We start from the raw sequence: 17685 nt of genomic DNA on the forward strand, positions 1-17685 counted from the left end.
GCTGCTCACTCGTCATAGGTCACTTCCACCGAATCCGACCGCGGGTGGGCCTGGCACGCCAAGATCAGGCCCTCGTCGAGGTCCTGTTGTTCGAGGACGTCGTTGACCTCCATCTCGATGTCACCGGCCTTCTTGACCACCGCGCACGCCCCGCAGTGCCCCTCGCGGCACGAGAACGGCGCGTCGAGACCCTTGTCGAGCAGCACGTCGAGCAACTTCGCCCGCCGCGGCCAGCTCAATTCGTGGGTGGTGCCGTCCAGCGTGACGACGGCGGTCGCGGGGCCCTCGTCACCGTCGTCGGTGTCGTCGAGGACGACCGCGGCGAACGGGTCGGAGTCCAGGGACTTGAACACTTCGATGTGCACCCGTTCGGGGGCTGAGCCGCAGGCTGTCAGCGCCTCCTGCGCGGCGGTCATGAACGGGCCGGGCCCGCAGAGGAACGCCTCGCGGTCGCGGTACGGCGCGAGCAGTGCCGCCAGCGCCGAGGCGGTCGGCAACCCCTGCACCGACTCCAGCCAGTGCACCGTCGTCAACCGGTCGGGGTGCGCGCCCGCGAGCTCGCGCAGTGCTGCGGCGAAGATCACCGAGTCCTGGTCGCGGTTGGCGTAGACGAGGGTGACCTGCCCGCTGCCCTGATCCAGTGCGGACTTCAGGATCGCCATCATCGGTGTGATGCCGCTGCCGGCGGCGAGCAGCAGGAAGTCGGTGTCGAGGTCGGCGGGGACGAAGGTGCCCGACGGGGCCAGCACGTGCATCCGCATGCCGGGGTGGGCGTTGTCGCAGAGCCAGTTGGACGCATACCCGTCGGCGGTGCGCTTGACGGTGACGGTGAGGGGATCGCCGGTGAAGGGAGAGCTGCACAGGGAGTAGCAGCGCGCCACCGAGCCGGTCCGGTCGCTGGGCACCCGCAGTGTCAGGAACTGCCCGGGCCGGTACCGCAGCTTGTCGGTGGGCACCTCGTCGGTCGCGGTGAACACCAGCGAGCGGGCGTCGGCCGTCTCGTCGATCACCTCGGCGATCTCCAGCTCGAGCACGTGGGCACCCAAAGGCTCGTCGGTCACAGGCGGCTCTCTCTTCCACACCGTCGGGGGTCAATAACTAGAACAGGTTACAGAAATGAATGTGTGCAGGTCCAGACATCACAGGACACCGCTACTCGACACAAATCGTAACGTGTTCTAATCTTTGTGCAGGTCCCTACTCCTGGGAGGCAAAACCAGTGACGTCCATTGAACAGCGCGACGTGCAGTCCGTTCTCGCCGGCATCGATGATCTCCTGCCGCGCATCGCCAAGCGCGCCGCAGCCGCCGAGGAACTGCGCCGCCTGCCCGACGACACCGTCGCCGAGCTCGACGAGGTCGGCTTCTTCAAGCTGCTCCAGCCGGAGCAGTGGGGCGGTCTGCAGTGCGATCCGACGAAGTTCTACGAGGCCGTGCGCCGCATCGCGAGCGCCTGCGGGTCGACAGGCTGGGTGTCCTCGATCATCGGCGTGCACAACTGGCATCTCGCGCTCTTCGATCAGCAGGCCCAGGAAGACGTGTGGGGCGACGATCCCACGGTCCGCGTCTCCTCGTCGTACGCGCCGATGGGGGCGGGCACCGTCGTCGACGGCGGCTACCTGGTCAGCGGTGCGTGGCAGTGGTCCTCGGGCTGTGACCACGCCACGTGGGCGTTCCTGGGTGGCCCGGTGATCAAGGACGGTCGCCCGGTCGACTTCGGCAGCTTCCTGATCCCGCGCTCGGACTACCGCATCGACGACGTGTGGAATGTGGTGGGGCTCAAGGCGACCGGCAGCAACACCGTCGTAGTCAAGGACGTGTTCGTGCCGCGGCACCGGTTCCTGTCGTACAAGGCGATGAACGACGGCACCGCCGGAGGATATGAGACCAATTCGGCGCCGGTCTACAAGATGCCCTGGGGCACCATGCATCCGACCACGATCAGCGCGCCGATCATGGGCATGGCATACGGCGCCTATGACGCTCACGTCGAGCATCAGGGCAAGCGAGTGCGCGCCGCCTTCGCCGGGGAGAAGTCCAAGGAAGATCCGTTCGCCAAGATTCGGATCGCCGAGGCGGCCAGTGACATCGACGCGGGCTGGCGTCAGCTGATCGGCAACGTCGGCGAGGAGTTCCAGCTGCTGCAGTCGGGCCAGGAGATCCCGTTCTCGCTGCGCGCGCGTGCCCGCCGCGACCAGGTGCGCGCCACCAAGCGCGCCATCGAGTCGATCGACCTGCTGTTCGAGGCCTCCGGTGCCACGGCGCTGAATCTCGACCAGCCGGTGCAGCGGTTCTGGCGTGATGCGCACGCGGGCCGGGTGCACGCGGCCAACGAGCCCGAGCGCGCCTACCTGATCTTCGGTAACGAGGCGTTCGGTCTGCCGCCGCAGGACACGATGGTGTGATGACGTCGTTCGCCGCCGAAGCTGCTCAGCAGCAGGAGATCACGTTCGAATCCACCTCGCGCTACGCGCAGGTTCGAGACGACATGCGGCTGCACTATCACGAGGCCGGTGACCCGGCCTCGCCTAGGGTGGTGCTGCTGCATGGCGGCGGGCCCGGCGCGTCGAGCTGGTCGAACTTCAGTAGGAACATCGGCGTGCTGGCCCGGCATTTTCATGTGCTGGCCGTCGATCAGCCCGGCTACGGGCACTCCGACAAGCACACCGAACATGAGCAGTACAACCGCTACAGCGCCACCGCGCTGCTCGGCCTGTTCGATCAGCTGGGTATCGAACGCGCTGCGCTGGTGGGTAATTCGCTCGGCGGCGGCACTGCCGTGCGATTCGCTCTGGACAACCCGAAGCGGGCCGGCCGGCTGGTGCTGATGGGTCCGGGCGGGCTGAGCGTGAACCTCTTCGCCCCCGACCCGACCGAGGGCGTCAAGCTGCTGGGCCGCTTCGCCAACGATCCGACGCGGGAGAACATCGAGAAGTTCCTGCGCATCATGGTGTTCGATCAGTCGCTGATCACACCGGAGCTGGTCGAAGAGCGCTTCCAGATCGCCAGCACACCGGAGTCGCTGGCCGCCACCAAGGCGATGGGAAAGTCGTTCGCGGGGGCGGACTTCGAGCTCGGCATGATGTGGCGCGACGTCTACAAGCTGCGCCAGCCGGTGCTGTTGATCTGGGGCCGCGAGGATCGGGTCAATCCGCTCGACGGCGCGCTGGTCGCGCTCAAGCAGATTCCCCGCGTGCAACTGCACGTGTTCGGCCAATGCGGGCACTGGGCGCAGTTGGAGAAGTTCGACGAGTTCAACAAGCTGACCATCGATTTCCTCGGAGGGTGACGTCGTGACGATCCGTTCGCTCGGATACCTGCGTATCGAGAGCACCGACGTCGCCGCGTGGCGTGAGTACGGGCTCAAGGTGCTCGGAATGGTGGAGGGCTCCGGCGCCACCGAGGGCGCGCTCTATCTGCGGATGGACGAGTTCCCCGCCCGGCTGGTCATCGTCCCCGGCGAGCACGATCGCCTGATGGTGTCAGGCTGGGAGACCTCGAATGCGGCGGCGCTGCAGGAGGTTCGGCAGCGACTCGACGTGCAGGGGGTGCCGTACAAGGAGGGTACCGCCACCGAGCTCGCGGAGCGTCGCGTCGACGAGATGATCACGTTCGACGATCCGTCCGGCAACACCCTCGAGGTGTTCCACGGGGTCGCGCTGGAGCACCGCCGCGTGGTCAGCCCGTACGGACACAAGTTCGTCACCGAGGAGCAGGGGTTGGGGCACGTGGTGCTCACCACCCGTGACGACGTCGAGACGCTGCACTTCTACCGTGACGTGCTCGGCTTCAGCCTCCGCGATTCGATGAAGCTGCCGCCTCAGCTGGTCGGGCGGCCGGCCGACGGTCCGCCCGCGTGGCTGCGCTTCCTCGGTGTCAACCCGCGGCATCACAGCCTGGCCTTCATGCCCGGCGAGACGCCCAGCGGCATCGTCCATCTCATGGTCGAGGTGGGCGAAGCCGACGACGTCGGCCTCTGCCTGGATCGTGCGCTGCGCCGCAAGGTCAAGATGTCGGCGACCCTCGGCCGGCACGTCAACGACAAGATGCTGTCGTTCTACATGAAGACCCCGGGCGGGTTCGACATCGAATTCGGTTGTGAAGGGCTTGAAGTCGACGATCAGGACTGGGTGGCGCGGGAGAGCACCGCGGTCTCGCTCTGGGGACACGACTTCAGCGTGGGCTTCAAATAGCAGTGTCCGGCGCACCGATCGACCCGCGCACATTCCGCACTGTGCTGGGCCAGTTCTGTACGGGTATCACGGTCATCACGACAGTCCACGAGGACGTTCCGGTCGGGTTCGCCTGCCAGTCGTTCGCCGCGCTGTCGCTGGACCCGCCGCTCGTCCTGTTCTGCCCGACCAAGGTCAGCCGGTCCTGGCAGGCCATCGAGGCCAGCGGGAAGTTCTGCGTCAACGTCCTGCACGAGAACCAGAAGCACGTCTCGGCGCGCTTCGGGTCCCGCGAGCCCGACAAGTTCGCCGAGATCGACTGGAAGCCTTCGCCTCTCGGATCGCCGATCATCGATGGCACGCTGGCCCACATCGACTGCACAGTGGCCTCGGTGCACGACGGCGGCGACCATTTCGTGGTGTTCGGGGCGGTGCACTCGCTCTCCGATGTGCCCCACAAGAAGCCGCGGCCGCTGCTGTTCTATCAGGGGCAGTACACCGGGATCGAACCCGACAAGACGACGCCGGCGGACTGGCGCAACGATCTCGAGGCGTTCCTCACCGCCACGACTGACGACACCTGGCTCTGATCCCCCGGCCGAATCACACGCCTGTCATTCATCCCCAATGTGGATAACCCTGTGGATGAACGACACGATGGTGTCGCTCACCTCCCGGTGGACGGTCTCGTTGAGGATGTCGTGGCGGGCGCCTGGGAACTCGATCAGCTCGAGTGCCGTGATCGTCTCGGCATAGGCGCGCACCGCGCTGATCGGCGAGATCGGGTCGTCGACGCCGTGGATGGCGAGGGTCGGCAGCGCCAAGGTCGGTAGCTCGGAGCCGAAGCGATCCCACGCCCGGTCCAGCTCGCGGGCCAGGTCGCGGCTGTCGGCCTCGACGAAGGCAAGCGGGTCGTTGAGCATCGAGTCGAGGTAGAACGGATCGGCCGAGAGCCACGAGGGGTCGAGGTCGAGCGACGTGTCGACATCGAGCAACTCGGGCACCGGAACCAGTGGCGCGCCGGAGATGACCGCGCCGGCGTACTGGTCGCCGTGCTCCAGGACGCGCGCGAGCGTGACGACCGCACCGTAGGAGTGGCCCTGTGCGATCACCGGGATATCGGAGTGTGCGCCAGTGGCGAGTTCGGTGAGGTTCTCGGCCAGCGCGGCGCTGTCCTCGATGGTGCCGACGTCACCGCGGTCGCCGCCGGTGAGGCCATGGCCGAATTGATCGACCGCCCACAGGTCAATGCCTGCCGCGTTGAGGGCGAACCCGTACCGGTGATAGACGCCGGTGTGTTCGCCGAAACCGTGCAGGAAGACGACGGAGGCTCTCGGATCTTCGGCCGCCCAGTGTCGGTAGTAGGCGCGTCCACGGGGATGGTCGAGGAAGGGCATGCCTCACGCTAGACGGCGCCGAGCAGGACGTCGCGCTGGTCGGTCATCTGGGCCCTGATCGCGTCGACGACGGCGGCCACCTCGGGTCGCCGCCGTGTCTCGGGCCGGGCGACGAGCCAGTAGGCCAGGCGAACGGACACGGTGTCAGCCAGCACCCGGACCAGATCGTCGTGCCGGTCGGCCATGAAGCAGGGCAGCAGTCCGAGGCCCGCTGCCGCTCTGGTGGCCTCGACGTGGACGAACACATTGGTCGAGGTGACCGATTCGCGCATCGCGGGCGCGAAGCTGGTCGCCAGGTCCAGATCGTCGACCTGCAGCATGGAGTCGATGAAGTACACCAGCGGAAAGCGGTGCAGGTCGGCCACATCCGCGGGAGCTCCGTGCTCGGCGAGGTAGTCACGCGAACCGTAGAGGCCGAGGCAGTAGTCGCCCAGGCGCAGCGCGGTGGCCCGGTGGACGCGTGGTTCGCTCCCGGGTTCGGCGACCACGACCTCGAGGTCGAGTCCCGAGCGCTGCTGCGTGGCGCGCCGGGTCGCGGCCACGATCTCGACCGCGACCTTCGGATGCCTGCGCTGCACCGAGGCGGCGGCGGGTGCCGCGATGTAGGCGGAGAACCCGTCGGTGGCCGACAACCGCACGACGCCTTCGAGCGCGCGGTTGCCTGCCGCGTCGACGGTCAGGGAGCGCACCGCCGACTCGACGGCCTCGGCTGCCGCGAGCGCGTCCCGGCCGAGCTCGGTGAGCTCCCAGCCGCCGGCCACCCGGGCCAGTACTCGCCCGCCCATCGCCTGTTCCAGTGCGGTGATGCGACGGCTGATCGTCGTGTGGTTGAGGCCGAGTTCCTCTGCGGCGGTGGTGTATCGACCGGTCCGTCCGACGGCCAGGAGCACGAGCAGGTCGTCGGCGCTCGGCCGGCGGGCAACTGAGGTCACTTCTGCAGTTTTGCAGATCCGTGGTGCGGTTTTGGCCATTGCTGCGCTGGGTAGCTGCAGGAATACTCACTGCCATCTGTGGTCGCCATCACAACAAAGGGGTGTGAATTGAGTACGCAACAGGACGCCGGGTCGGTCACGACCGGCCTCAAGCGCGTCGTCGCGGCGTCGATGGCCGGCACGGTCGTCGAGTGGTACGAGTTCTTTCTCTACGCCACCGCGGCGACGCTGGTGTTCAACAAGGTGTTCTTCGCCGAGGGCACCAGCGAGGCCGCGGGACTGATCGCGGCGCTGTTGACCTATGCGGTCGGTTTCGTCGCCCGGCCGCTCGGCGGCATCGTGTTCGGGCACTTCGGGGACAAGTACGGCCGTAAGAAGCTGCTGCAGTTCGCGATCCTCCTCGTCGGAGTCGTCACGTTCTTGATGGGCTGCCTGCCCACCTACGCGCAGATCGGCGTGTGGGCGCCGATCCTGTTGGTGCTGTTGCGATTCCTGCAGGGCTTCGCGGTCGGCGGTGAGTGGGGCGGCGCGGTCCTCCTCGTCGCCGAGCACAGCCCGAGCAAGGACCGCGCGTTCTGGGCGAGCTGGCCGCAGGCCGCGGTGCCGGTCGGCAACATGCTGGCCACCGTGGTGCTGCTGGTGCTCACCGGCACGCTGTCCGACGAGGCGTTCCTGTCGTGGGGCTGGCGCGTGGCGTTCTGGCTGTCGGCGGTGGTCGTGCTGATCGGTTACTACATCCGCACCAAGGTCACCGATGCGCCGATCTTCGTGGAGGCGCAGCAGGAGGTCGAGCGGGTCAAGGCCGTCTCCTACGGCGTGTTCGAGGTGCTGAAGCGTTATCCCCGTGGGGTTTTCACGGCCATGGGGCTGCGATTCGCGGAGAACATCATGTACTACCTCGTCGTCACGTTCTCGATCGTCTACCTCAAGACCCACGTCGGTGCCGACACCGGCGACATCCTGTGGTGGCTGCTGGCCGCGCACTTCGTGCACTTCCTGGTCATCCCGCAGGTCGGCAAGCTCTCCGATCGCTTCGGGCGGCGCCCGGTGTACATGGTGGGTGCCGCGCTGGCCGCCACGTGGGGCTTCTTCGCCTTCCCGATGATGAACAGTGGCGACTACCTGCTGATCATGGCGGCCATCATCCTCGGCCTGATGATCCACTCGCTGATGTATGCGCCGCAGCCGGCGATCATGGCCGAGATGTTCCCGACGCGCATGCGCTACTCGGGTGTCTCGCTGGGCTACCAGGTCACCTCGATCGTGGCGGGCTCGCTGGCGCCGGCAATCGCGACGTGGCTGCTGGACGACTTCGGAACGTGGGTGCCGATCGCGATCTACCTCGCCGGTGCCGCCGTAATCACCTTCATCGCTGCGTGGTTCACCCGCGAGACCAACGGCCTGGATCTCAAGACGCTCGACGAGGCCGACCGTGAGCAACTCGCCAAGGCAGGCATCGCGTGAGTGGGCCGGGCATGAGCGAGCTGCAGGGCCGCACCGCCTTGGTGACGGGCGGAGCCAGCGGAATCGGCGCCGCGTGCGCACGCGAACTCGCCTCGCGGGGAGCGTCCGTCACGGTCGCCGACATCGACGACGTCGGCGCCAAGGCGCTGGCCCAGGAGATCGGCGGCACTGCATGGCCACTGGATCTGTCCGACGTCGCCGCGTTGGAGGATCTGCATCTCGAGGTCGACATCCTGGTCAACAACGCCGGCATCCAGAGCATCAGCGAGATCGCCGAGTTCCCGCCCGACCGCTTCCGCGCAATGCTGGCGCTGATGGTGGAGGCGCCGTTCCTGCTGATCCGGGCGGCGCTCCCGCACATGTACCGCGAGGGCTACGGGCGCGTCATCAACATCTCGTCCATCCACGGATTGCGGGCGTCGCCCTTCAAGGTGGCGTACGTGACGGCCAAGCACGCGCTCGAGGGGCTGTCCAAGGTGACGGCGCTGGAGGGCGGCCCGCACGGCGTCACCAGCAACTGTGTCAATCCGGGCTACGTGCGCACCCCGTTGGTGACAAAGCAGATCGCCGATCAGGCGCGAACACATAACATCGCTGAGGATCAGGTCATCACGGACATCCTCCTCAAGGAGAGTGCTGTCAAGCGGCTCGTCGAGCCGGAAGAGGTGAGCGCATTGGTGGCATGGCTGGCCACACCTGCGGCGGGCATGGTGTCCGGAGCGTCGTACACGATGGACGGTGGATGGAGCGCCCGTTGACGGCGACGACCGACGCGCCCCAGTGGGTGCCCACCGCCGACGACGTCAGCGGCGCCCGTGTCACCGATTTCGCGCGCTTCGTCGAACGCCGGACCGGCGGGACCTATCCCGACTACCGCGACCTGTGGCAGTGGTCGGTCGACGACCTCGAGGGATTCTGGTCGGCGCTGTGGGACTATTTCGATCTCGGCGAGCGTGGCCCGACGGTGCTCGAAAGCGCCGATATGCCTGGCGCACAATGGTTTCCCGGCACGACCTGTAACTACGTCGACGTGATCGTGCGCAATGCGCGCTCCGATCGCCCGGCGATCATCTCGGTCAGCGAGAGCGGAGCGGACCGCGAGATGTCGTGGGACGAACTGCTCGGCCGTGCCGCGGCGTTCGCCGACACACTGCGTGCCAGCGGCGTGACCGCCGGCGATCGAGTGGTCGGTTACCTGCCCAACATCGCCGAGGCGGTGATCGCCTTTCTCGCCACAGCGAGCATCGGCGCGGTCTGGAGTGCGTGCGGTCAGGACTACTCGGCTAAGGCCGCACTCGATCGTCTCGGCCAGCTGGAGCCGACGGTGCTCGTGGCTGCCGACGGCTATCACTTCGCCGGCAAGTATCGCGACAAGCGGGCGGACGTGGCGGCTCTGCGCGACGGATTGCCCACGCTGCGCGCCACATTCACGCTGGGTGACCTCGAGGAGAAGAGCCCGCGCGGCCTCGACAGCGTCGCCGTGCCGTTCGACCACCCGTTGTGGATCCTGTTCTCCTCGGGCACCACGGGGTTGCCGAAGGGCATCATGCACGGCCACGGTGGCGTCATTGTCGAACACCTGAAAGCCGTTGCGCTGCAGTCCGACATCGGACCCGATGACACCTTCTTCTGGTACACCAGTCCCAGTTGGATGATGTGGAACTTCCAGGTCGCGGGTCTGCTGGTCGGCGCGACGATCGTCTGTTACGACGGCAGCCCGAACGCGCCGGAGCCCGACGCCCTCTGGGCCATTGCGGCTCGCGTCGGCGCGACGGTGCTGGGCACCAGTCCCGGCTACGTACTGGGCTGCATCAAGGCGGACGCCCGCCCCGCCACGACCCATGATCTCTCCGCGCTGCGGAGCATCGGCATCACGGGCTCGTCGCTGCCGGCGTCGTCGTCGCAGTGGTTGGCGGACAATGTCGGCGTCCAGGTCGCCTCGATCAGCGGCGGCACCGATGTGGTGTCGGCGTTCATCGGCGGGGTCCGAACAGTGGCGGTGTGGCCCGGTGAGCTCTCGGTGCCGTTCCTCGGCGTGGCACTCGACTCCTGGGACGAGACAGGCGAGCCCGTCCGTGGAGAGGTCGGCGAGCTCGTCGTCACCAAGCCGATGCCGTCGATGCCGATCGCGTTCTGGAACGACTCCGACGGAAGTCGTTACCGCGACGCCTATTTCGACACCTACCCCGGGGTGTGGCGGCACGGCGACTGGATTACGATCACCGATCGCGGCAGCGTCATCGTCCATGGCCGTTCCGACTCCACCTTGAATCGCCACGGCATCCGGATGGGCAGCTCCGACATCTACCAAGCCGTCGAGAGCCTCCCCGAGATCGCCGAGGCGCTGGTGATCGGCGCCGAACAACCCGACGGCGGCTACTGGATGCCCCTGTTCGTGGTCCTCGCCGAGGGGGCCGAGCTCGATGATGCTCTGCGCCAACGCATCAACGACGCGATCCGCACCGAGGTCTCGCCACGACACGTGCCCGACGAGATCATCGTCGCGCCGGGCGTGCCGCACACCCGCACCGGGAAGAAGCTCGAGGTCCCGATCAAGAAGCTGTTCCAGGGCCGCGACGCGACCAAGGTCGTCGACCGCAGCGCCGTCGACGATCCCGACCTCCTCGACTGGTACGTCACGCAACGTCGCGCCTGACGAGGTCGATCGCGAGGATTCCCTCGACCACGCTGTAGCGGCGGGCCGGCGGTGGTCCGGGTAGTGGTGGTGCGGTGGAGTGGTAGACCGCGCCGGTGGGGGTTCGATATGCGGCGGTGTGGCGGCCGTCGGTGTCGTGGGTGGTGACGGTCCAGCCGGGGGCTTCTTTGGCGTAGTTGCAGGCTTCGCAGGCCCCCAATCCGTTGAGTGCGCTGGTCTTGCCGCCGTGGCGGGCGGGGGTGGCGTGGTCGTGGTGGCGGATGGGGGCGTCGCAATAGGGGGTGCGACAGGTCTGGTCGCGCAGCCCGATGAACATGGCCAACCCGGGCGGGAAGATGCGGGCCCGCGATTCCATCGCCGCCAGTTGGCCGCTGGAGGGGTGGCGGTAGAGCCGCCGCAGCGTCGCCTTCGCCGCCCCGTCGGTGATCGTGTCGGAGACCAGGTCGCGCACCACCGCCGCGGGGACGGGCCCAAAGTCCTGCACCCAGCCGGGGCTGTCGTCGTCGCCGAAGAGGGTGGTGTCGGCCATGACCAGGTTGACCGCGATCGGTATCGACGCCTCGGCCGGGCGGGCGGTGACCCGCTGGTAGAGGGTGTCGGTCATGATCTGCCCGCGGGGGCGGCCATCCCCGCACAGATCCGCCTCACGCTTCAATGCGGCGTAGACCCCGATGCCTTGGGACAGCGGCATCACCGCGGTCACGTACACCATGCCGTTGGGTGCGGGCCGGGTCGACACCCGCGCCGACGCCGCGGCCCGCTCCTTGCGTTCCACGACCGCGGCCGCGTCGAGGCGGGCGGCGATCGCGGCCGCGGCCGCCTCGATCCGCGTATTCCCCAACCCGACCAACGCATCCTGGTCGGCGCACAGTTCGGCATCCAAGGCCTGGCGGTCCTCGATGGTGAGGCAGGCGGAGTGTTTGACGATCAGGGTGGCCCGCCACTCGGTCAGCACCCCGGCTTTCAGGGCGGCGAGGGTGTGGGGCATTTCCTCGACCAGGGCCCGGGCGAATCCGAGGTGCTGGCCGCCGCGGGCCGGGGAATCCAGGCGCGCCAACGCCACTTCCGAGGCCAACCCCCGACCTCGCTTCGCTGCCGGCATTCCCGAGGCCTGCTCAGCCGCCCGCCGCTTATGCGCCCACAGCGCGGTCGCGCGTGCCTGCGCCGCGGCAGCTTCCGCTTTCAATTGTTCGCAGCGGGTGATGACCTCGCGCAGCTCGGCCTCCGAGGCAGACCCGTCGATATCGAACATTTGTGCGAACATGCTGCCGACGCTACAACGACCCACCGACATCTTTGGAGAACCGTCGTGATGGCCCTCGTCGACCGGACTCGGGTGAGCCTCAGCGCAGCCATCCGCCGATGCGCCGCAACGCCTCCTCGATGTCGGCGGTCGGTCCGGCGAAGGACAGCCGCACCGATGCCCCACCGCGCACCGTGTCGAAGTCGACGCCCGGCGCTATCGCAACGCCGGTGTCGGACAACAGCGTCGAGCAGAAGCGCAGTGATTCGGTGGTCAGGTGGGAGATGTCGGCGTAGACGTAGAACGCGCCGTCGGTGGGCGCAAGCCGATCGATCCCCATCCCGCGAAGACCGTCGAGCAGCAGTGTGCGATTGGCCGCATAGCCGTCGAGCAACGCTTCCGACTCGGCGATGGACTGCTCGGTGAACGCGGCGACGGCCGCCAGTTGCGGAAGGACCGGCGGGCAGATGGTGAAGTTCCCAGTCAGACGGTCCACGGCCCTGCGCAGCTCCTCGGGCACCAGGAGCCACCCCAGCCGCCAGCCGGTCATCGCGAAGTACTTCGAGAAGCTGTTCACCACAACGGCTTCCCGTGATGTCTCCCATGCGCAACTGGTCTCGGGTGCCCCGGGGTAGACCAGGCCGTGGTACACCTCGTCACTGATCAGGCGGACACCGGACTCGGCGCACCACGCCGCGATCGCCGCCAGCTCGGCCGGCGGGATCACGGTCCCGGTGGGGTTGGCGGGGCTCGCGACGATGACCCCGGCGACAGGCGGGTCGAGAGCGGTGAGCATGTCCAGGGTGGGCTGGAAACGGGTCTCAGGCCCGCAGGGCAATTCGACGACCTCGCACCCCAGCGCCGTGAGGATGTTGCGGTAGCAGGGATAACCGGGGCTGGCGATGGCGACGCGATCACCTACGTCGAAACAGGCCAGGAACGCGAGGAGGAACCCACCTGAGGAGCCGGTGGTGATCACGACGTCGTCGGGATCGACCGAGACGCCGTGGCGGTGGTCGTAGGTCGCCGCGATCGCGGTGCGCAGCTCGGGAATACCGAGCGCGACGCTGTATCCGAGTCGGTTGTCGCGCAGCGCTGCCACAGCCGCGTCGCGGACCGCGCTCGGCGCACCCGCACTGGGCTGGCCGGCTGACAGGTTGACCAGATCACCATGCGTGCGCTGCCGCTCGGCCGCGGCCAACCAGACATCCATCACGTAGAACGGGGGGATGCCGGACCGCAGCGACACGCTCATCCCGTCAGGCTAGAACAGTTCCGATTCGAGGCGGCGCAGCTGTGCGCCCGCGGGCCCGAGCAGCTGCGCGCTGCCGTGGGCGCGCTTGAAGTACAGCTGGATGTCGCTCTCCCAGGTGATCGCGATGCCGCCGTGCATCTGCACGGCTTCGGCAGCGACTCCGTTGAGCGCCTCGCTGGCGGCCAGCCGGGCTCGCGCTGCCGATACGGCCGAGGGTTCAGTGACGGCCTCGTCGACGATGACACGGGCCGTCTCGACCGCGACGTACTGATCGGCCATCCGGTGCTTGAGTGCCTGGAAGCTTCCGATCGGCCGGCCGAACTGCACCCTGTCCTTCGTGTAGGCCACGGTCAGATCGAGGCACCGCGACGCGGCGCCCACCTGTTCGGCGGCGACGAGGATCGCGGCCATGTCGGCCAGCCCGGGGTCGGTTCCGAGCACCGCCGTGTCGGTGGGTGCCAGGGCGGCCAGCGGGCGGGTGATGTCCATCGCCACCGCTGGCGTGGTGTCGAATGTTCGCCAGTGAGTGAGATTTTCGCCGTCGGCGGCGATCACGACGTCGGCGACGGTGCCGTTGACGACGTGACCCGCGTCGAACACGACGGTGCCGATGGAGCGCCCCTCGGCCAGCGCCTCGAGCAGATCCGCCGGTGGCTCGTCGAGGGACAGCAGCGCGAGCTGTGCGAGCGTGGTGCCCAGCAGCGGTGTGGGCACGAGTCGCTTGCCGAGTTCTCCCAGTACCACTGCGGCGTCGGCGAGTTCGCCGCCGGCACCGCCGAGCTCCTCGGGCACGACAAGCGCCGCGGCGCCCACCTGCTCGCACAGCATGGTCCACAGCGCCTCGTCGTACCCACGCTCTGATGCGGCCGCGTTGCGCACCGCCTCGGGAGAGGCGTGCTTGTCGATCAGTGCGGCGACGGTGTCGCGCAACAACTCCCGCTCGTCACTCGAGGTCACAATGCCTCCAACACTCGTCGCCGGTGCCACGTGGGGTCACCCCAGGCCGGCCGCAGGGCCTGCGCCCGCAGCAGCAGCAGTGACAGGTCGTGTTCCTGGGTGTATCCGATCGCGCCGTGGGTCTGCAGCGCCGACCGCGCCGCGAGCAGCGCTGCGTCGGCTGCGGCGACCTTGGCGGCGCTCACGTCGCGCGCCGTGTCGGGAGAACCATCGGCCAGTGCGAGCGCGGCTCCGTACACCAGGGGGCGTGCCATCTCGACGGCGATCAGCACGTCGGCGAGCTTGTGTTTGATCGCCTGGTAGGTGCCGATGACGGTGCCGAATTGGCTGCGCTGCTTGGCGTAGTCGACCGACGCGTCGAGCATGGCCTGCGCGGCTCCCACCAGCTGTGCGGCGGTCGCGAGAGCGCCGAACTCGAACGCGCGCGCCACGTCGGCGGGGCGCGTGTCTCCGGTCGCGGTCACCTCGAACAGATGGCGGCCGGGGTCGACGGATGCATGCCGCTCACCGGGGGAGGCCTCACCCACCGTCCCGTCGGCAGCCAGCAGCACGAGCCCGGCGGTGTCGGCGTCGACGGCGCGGGGGACCCGCGGGGGCGCGGCGACCGTGGCGATCAGCTCACCTGAGGCAAGGGCCCCAGAGCGCTCGTCATCGGGAAGCAGAATGGGCGCGACGGCAATGGATTCGGTGACCGGACCGGGAACGTTCCACCGGCCCAGCCGTTCCAGCGCGACCACCAGGTCCACCGGATGGGCGTCGATGCCGTCGAACTGCTCGGCCACCATCAGCGCGGTCACGCCCAGGCCGGACAGCTGCGCCCAGATCTTTCGGCCGGGCCCCGTGTCACCGGCCGCCCACGCCCGGACAGCGTCCGGGACGTTGGCCGCACCCAGGGCGGCGTCGATACTCGCGGCGAAATCCCGCTGCTGGTCGTCGATCTCGAAATTCACGTCTCGTCTACTTTCGGGGCAGGCCCAGCAGCCGCTCGGCGATGATGTTGCGCTGGATCTCGTTGGTACCCGCATAGATCGGGCCGCCGAGCGCGAACAGCAGACCCTCGGTCACGCTGTCCATCAGCTCACCGTCCGCGCCCCGCAGGTCCAGCGCCGTCTGGTGCAGCGCCACGTCCAGCTCGGACCAGAACACCTTGGTTATCGACGACTCGGCGCCGAGCTCGCCGCCCGCGGACACCCGGGTCACGGTGCCGAACGTGTGCAACCGATACGCCTGCGCCTTGATCCACGCATCGGCCACGCGATCGGTGAACTCCGGTTTCGGGTCGTCCTTCCACTGCGCCACGAGTCGTTCGGCGGGTGCCAAGAAGCGTGCGGGGCTGCGTAGTGACATGCCGCGCTCGTTGCTCGACGTGCTCATCGCCGCGCGCCAGCCGTCGTGCACGCCACCGATGACGTCCTCGTCGGGCACGAACACGTCGTCGAGGAAGATCTCACCGAAGCCCGTGGCACCGCCGAGTTGTGCGATGGGGCGCACGGTGACGCCGTCGGCTTTCAGGTCGAACATCACATAGGTCAGGCCCTTGTGGCGCTGCGCCTCGGGATCGGAGCGAAACAGCCCGAAGGCGCGCTCCCCGAACACCGCGCGCGAGCTCCAGATCTTCTGCCCGTTGAGCAGCCACCCGCCGTTGGTCCGGGTGGCGGTCGAGCGCAGTGACGCGAGATCGCTGCCCGATTCCGGCTCCGACCACGCCTGGGCCCAGATCTCCTCGCCACTGGCCATTTTCGGCAGGATGCGCTTCTGTTGCTCCTCGGTCCCGTGCGCGAACAGTGTGGGTGCGAGCATCGAGGTACCGTTGGCGCTGGCCCGTCCCGGCGCTCCGGCGCGGAAGTACTCCTCCTCGAACACGATCCACTGCAGCAGTGTGGCGTCGCGGCCGCCGTAGCTCTGCGGCCACGTGATCACCGACAGTCCGGCGTCGAACAGGGTCTTGTCCCAGCGGCGGTGCTGTTCGAATCCTTCGGCGGTGTCGTAGGACTCGGTGGGGAAGTCGTTCGTGTGGGCCTCGAGGAACTCGCGGACCTCGGCGCGGAACGCCTCGGTGTCCTCGTCGATGTGGAGGTCCATCAGTTCCTCTCTCGCAGTTGCGGTTTGACGACCTTGCCGCCAGGGTTGCGCGGCAGCGCGTCGAGGAACTCGACCGAGCGCGGGGTCTTGAAATTGGCGAGGTGGGCGCGCGCGTGCCCGATCACCGTCTCGGCGTCCAGCGCGGTGCCTGGCAGTGTCACGACGAAGGCCTTACCGACCTCGCCGAGACGCTCGTCGGGCACGCCGATGACGGCGACCTCGGCGATACCGGGAAGCCGCGCGAGGACCTGCTCGATCTCGGCGGGATAGACGTTGAAGCCGCCGCAGATGTACATGTCCTTGAGGCGGTCGGTGATCTTCAGGTTGCCGGCATCGTCGCACTCGCCCACGTCGCCGGTGTGCAGCCACCCCTCGGCGTCGATCGCCGCCGCCGTCGCCTCCGGGTCGTCGAGGTATCCGAGCATCACGTTGGGCCCGCGGAGCAAGACTTCTCCATGGTCGGCGATCCGCAGTTCGAAGTCGGCGATGGGGCGACCCGACGTGGTCGCGACGGTCACCGCGTCGTCATCGGCGCGACACATCGTGCCGAAACCGGCCGCCTCCGTGAGCCCGTAGGCGGTCAGCACGATGTCGATGTCGAGTTCCTCTTGCATCCGCTCGATCAGCACAACGGGGATGGTGGCGGCGCCGGTGACAGCGAAACGCAAGGAACTTAAGTCGAATTCGCTACGCCGGGGGTGGTCTAGCAGCGTCTGGTAGATGGTCGGGGGCCCGGGCAGCACGGTGATGCGATGTTCCTCGACGGACCGCATCGCGGCCTCGGGGTCGAAAGTCAGAGCGGGGAACAGCGTGGCGCCGGTCTGCAGGCAGGCCAGGATGCCGGCCTTGTAGCCGAAGTTGTGGAAGAACGGGTTGATGCAGAGATAGCGGTCGGCGCTGGTGATCTGTCCGCACGCCGCCCACGCCGCCGAGGCGTCCAGGGATTGCCGGTGCGCGCAGCGCACCCCCTTGCTACGCCCCGTGGTGCCGGAGGTGAACAGGATGTCGGAGACGTCATCGGCGCTGACGGCCGCTGCGCGGGCATCGACGGCTGCCAGATCCGTTCCGGTGCCGACGAACTCGTCCCAGGCGCCGTCGTCGGCGTCGATCGGGATGCGGACGACGTGCCGCAGTGCGGGAAGTGTGGAGCGCTCGATGCTCGCGGCCTTGTCAGCGCCGAGGAACTGGCCCGAGGCGAACAGCAGAGGCGCGGCGGTGCGGGCCAGGATGTCGGTGGCCTCGCTGGCGGTGTAGCGGGTGTTCAACGGGACGAGCACGCCGCCGGCGTGGTGGATAGCCAGACAGGCGACCACCCAGTGCCAGGTGTTCGGTGACCAGATCGCGACGCGATCGCCCGGCTCGATGCCGGCGGCGATCAGCGCGGCCGCGACCTGGCGGACCTCGCCGTGCAACTGCGCGAACGTCAGCGTCTTCGCGGGCGCGACCACGGCGGGATGATCGGGGAGTTCGCGCGCGATGTGGCCCAGAACCGCGGGAGTGGTTCTCGCGGCGGTGGTCATGGAACTCC

16 protein-coding genes are annotated in these 17685 nt (G+C 68.0%); 7 read left to right on the plus strand and 9 right to left on the minus strand.

The genetic code is table 11. The annotated features are described in order from the left end of the window. Nucleotides 1–5: 5 nt before the first annotated feature. Nucleotides 6–1061: a ferredoxin--NADP reductase gene (locus PGN37_RS15470; RefSeq protein WP_335331897.1), complete on the minus strand. Its 1056-nt coding sequence runs from the start codon at nucleotides 1059–1061 to the stop codon at nucleotides 6–8. A 158-nt stretch (nucleotides 1062–1219) separates the two neighbouring features. Between PGN37_RS15470 and hsaA the strand changes: the two genes are divergently transcribed. Genes hsaA through hsaB form a run of 4 tightly spaced genes read left to right on the plus strand, consistent with a single transcriptional unit; the run spans nucleotide 1220 to nucleotide 4761 of the window. Next, nucleotides 1220–2404, plus strand: coding sequence for a 3-hydroxy-9,10-secoandrosta-1,3,5(10)-triene-9,17-dione monooxygenase oxygenase subunit (hsaA, locus tag PGN37_RS15475; RefSeq protein WP_335331898.1), 1185 nt, complete (start codon nucleotides 1220–1222; stop codon nucleotides 2402–2404). Beyond that, on the plus strand, nucleotides 2404–3288 hold the full coding sequence (hsaD, locus tag PGN37_RS15480) for a 4,5:9,10-diseco-3-hydroxy-5,9,17-trioxoandrosta-1(10),2-diene-4-oate hydrolase (protein WP_335331899.1): 885 nt from the start codon (nucleotides 2404–2406) through the stop codon (nucleotides 3286–3288). Before hsaA ends, hsaD begins: the two co-directional genes overlap by 1 nt. Nucleotides 3289–3292: 4 nt before the next feature. Next, nucleotides 3293–4192: an iron-dependent extradiol dioxygenase HsaC gene (gene hsaC, locus PGN37_RS15485; protein WP_335331900.1), complete on the plus strand. Its 900-nt coding sequence runs from the start codon at nucleotides 3293–3295 to the stop codon at nucleotides 4190–4192. A gap of 2 nt (nucleotides 4193–4194) precedes the next feature. Then, nucleotides 4195–4761: a 3-hydroxy-9,10-secoandrosta-1,3,5(10)-triene-9,17-dione monooxygenase reductase subunit gene (gene hsaB / locus PGN37_RS15490; RefSeq protein ID WP_335331901.1), complete on the plus strand. Its 567-nt coding sequence runs from the start codon at nucleotides 4195–4197 to the stop codon at nucleotides 4759–4761. Between the two features lie 24 nt (nucleotides 4762–4785). Here hsaB and PGN37_RS15495 read toward each other — a convergent pair whose 3' ends face one another. Both PGN37_RS15495 and PGN37_RS15500 read right to left on the minus strand, forming a co-directional pair. Next, complete coding sequence (locus tag PGN37_RS15495; RefSeq protein ID WP_335331902.1) at nucleotides 4786–5568, minus strand: alpha/beta fold hydrolase; 783 nt, start codon at nucleotides 5566–5568, stop codon at nucleotides 4786–4788. Nucleotides 5569–5576: 8 nt separating this feature from the next. Then, the gene (locus PGN37_RS15500) at nucleotides 5577–6539 is read right to left on the minus strand and encodes a LysR family transcriptional regulator (RefSeq protein WP_335331903.1); all 963 of its coding nucleotides are present in this window, start codon (nucleotides 6537–6539) and stop codon (nucleotides 5577–5579) included. Between the two features lie 132 nt (nucleotides 6540–6671). On the opposite strand from PGN37_RS15500, the gene PGN37_RS15505 reads away from it, so the two are divergent. The 3 genes from PGN37_RS15505 to PGN37_RS15515 are packed head-to-tail and all read left to right on the plus strand — an operon-like array spanning nucleotide 6672 to nucleotide 10620. Then, nucleotides 6672–7964 carry an MFS transporter gene (locus tag PGN37_RS15505; protein ID WP_335331972.1) on the plus strand — a complete coding sequence of 431 codons (1293 nt, stop codon included), beginning with the start codon at nucleotides 6672–6674 and terminating at the stop codon, nucleotides 7962–7964. A gap of 11 nt (nucleotides 7965–7975) precedes the next feature. Then, complete coding sequence (locus tag PGN37_RS15510; protein ID WP_335331973.1) at nucleotides 7976–8722, plus strand: 3-hydroxybutyrate dehydrogenase; 747 nt, start codon at nucleotides 7976–7978, stop codon at nucleotides 8720–8722. Then, nucleotides 8707–10620: an acetoacetate--CoA ligase gene (locus PGN37_RS15515; RefSeq protein ID WP_335331904.1), complete on the plus strand. Its 1914-nt coding sequence runs from the start codon at nucleotides 8707–8709 to the stop codon at nucleotides 10618–10620. The genes PGN37_RS15510 and PGN37_RS15515 overlap by 16 nt, the downstream gene beginning before the upstream one ends. Here the strand turns inward: PGN37_RS15515 and PGN37_RS15520 are convergent. The 6 genes from PGN37_RS15520 to fadD3 all read right to left on the minus strand — a co-directional run bounded on the left by PGN37_RS15520 (nucleotide 10601) and on the right by fadD3 (nucleotide 17677). Beyond that, the gene (locus PGN37_RS15520; protein WP_335331905.1) at nucleotides 10601–11884 is read right to left on the minus strand and encodes an HNH endonuclease; all 1284 of its coding nucleotides are present in this window, start codon (nucleotides 11882–11884) and stop codon (nucleotides 10601–10603) included. The genes PGN37_RS15515 and PGN37_RS15520 overlap by 20 nt on opposite strands. A gap of 79 nt (nucleotides 11885–11963) precedes the next feature. Beyond that, nucleotides 11964–13118, minus strand: coding sequence for a pyridoxal phosphate-dependent aminotransferase (locus tag PGN37_RS15525; RefSeq protein ID WP_335331906.1), 1155 nt, complete (start codon nucleotides 13116–13118; stop codon nucleotides 11964–11966). A 9-nt stretch (nucleotides 13119–13127) separates the two neighbouring features. Next, entirely contained in the window at nucleotides 13128–14075 is a 948-nt protein-coding gene (gene ipdE2, locus PGN37_RS15530; protein WP_335331907.1) for an acyl-CoA dehydrogenase IpdE2, read from the minus strand. After that, nucleotides 14072–15025 carry an acyl-CoA dehydrogenase family protein gene (locus tag PGN37_RS15535; RefSeq protein ID WP_335331908.1) on the minus strand — a complete coding sequence of 318 codons (954 nt, stop codon included), beginning with the start codon at nucleotides 15023–15025 and terminating at the stop codon, nucleotides 14072–14074. Before PGN37_RS15535 ends, ipdE2 begins: the two co-directional genes overlap by 4 nt. Nucleotides 15026–15032: 7 nt before the next feature. Continuing rightward, on the minus strand, nucleotides 15033–16157 hold the full coding sequence (locus PGN37_RS15540; protein WP_335331909.1) for an acyl-CoA dehydrogenase family protein: 1125 nt from the start codon (nucleotides 16155–16157) through the stop codon (nucleotides 15033–15035). Further along, entirely contained in the window at nucleotides 16157–17677 is a 1521-nt protein-coding gene (fadD3, locus tag PGN37_RS15545; protein WP_335331910.1) for a 3-((3aS,4S,7aS)-7a-methyl-1,5-dioxo-octahydro-1H-inden-4-yl)propanoate--CoA ligase FadD3, read from the minus strand. The genes PGN37_RS15540 and fadD3 overlap by 1 nt, the downstream gene beginning before the upstream one ends. Between the last annotated feature and the right edge of the window lie 8 nt (nucleotides 17678–17685).

The organism is Mycobacterium kyogaense (assembly GCF_036946525.1).
GTDB lineage: Bacteria > Actinomycetota > Actinomycetes > Mycobacteriales > Mycobacteriaceae > Mycobacterium > Mycobacterium kyogaense_A.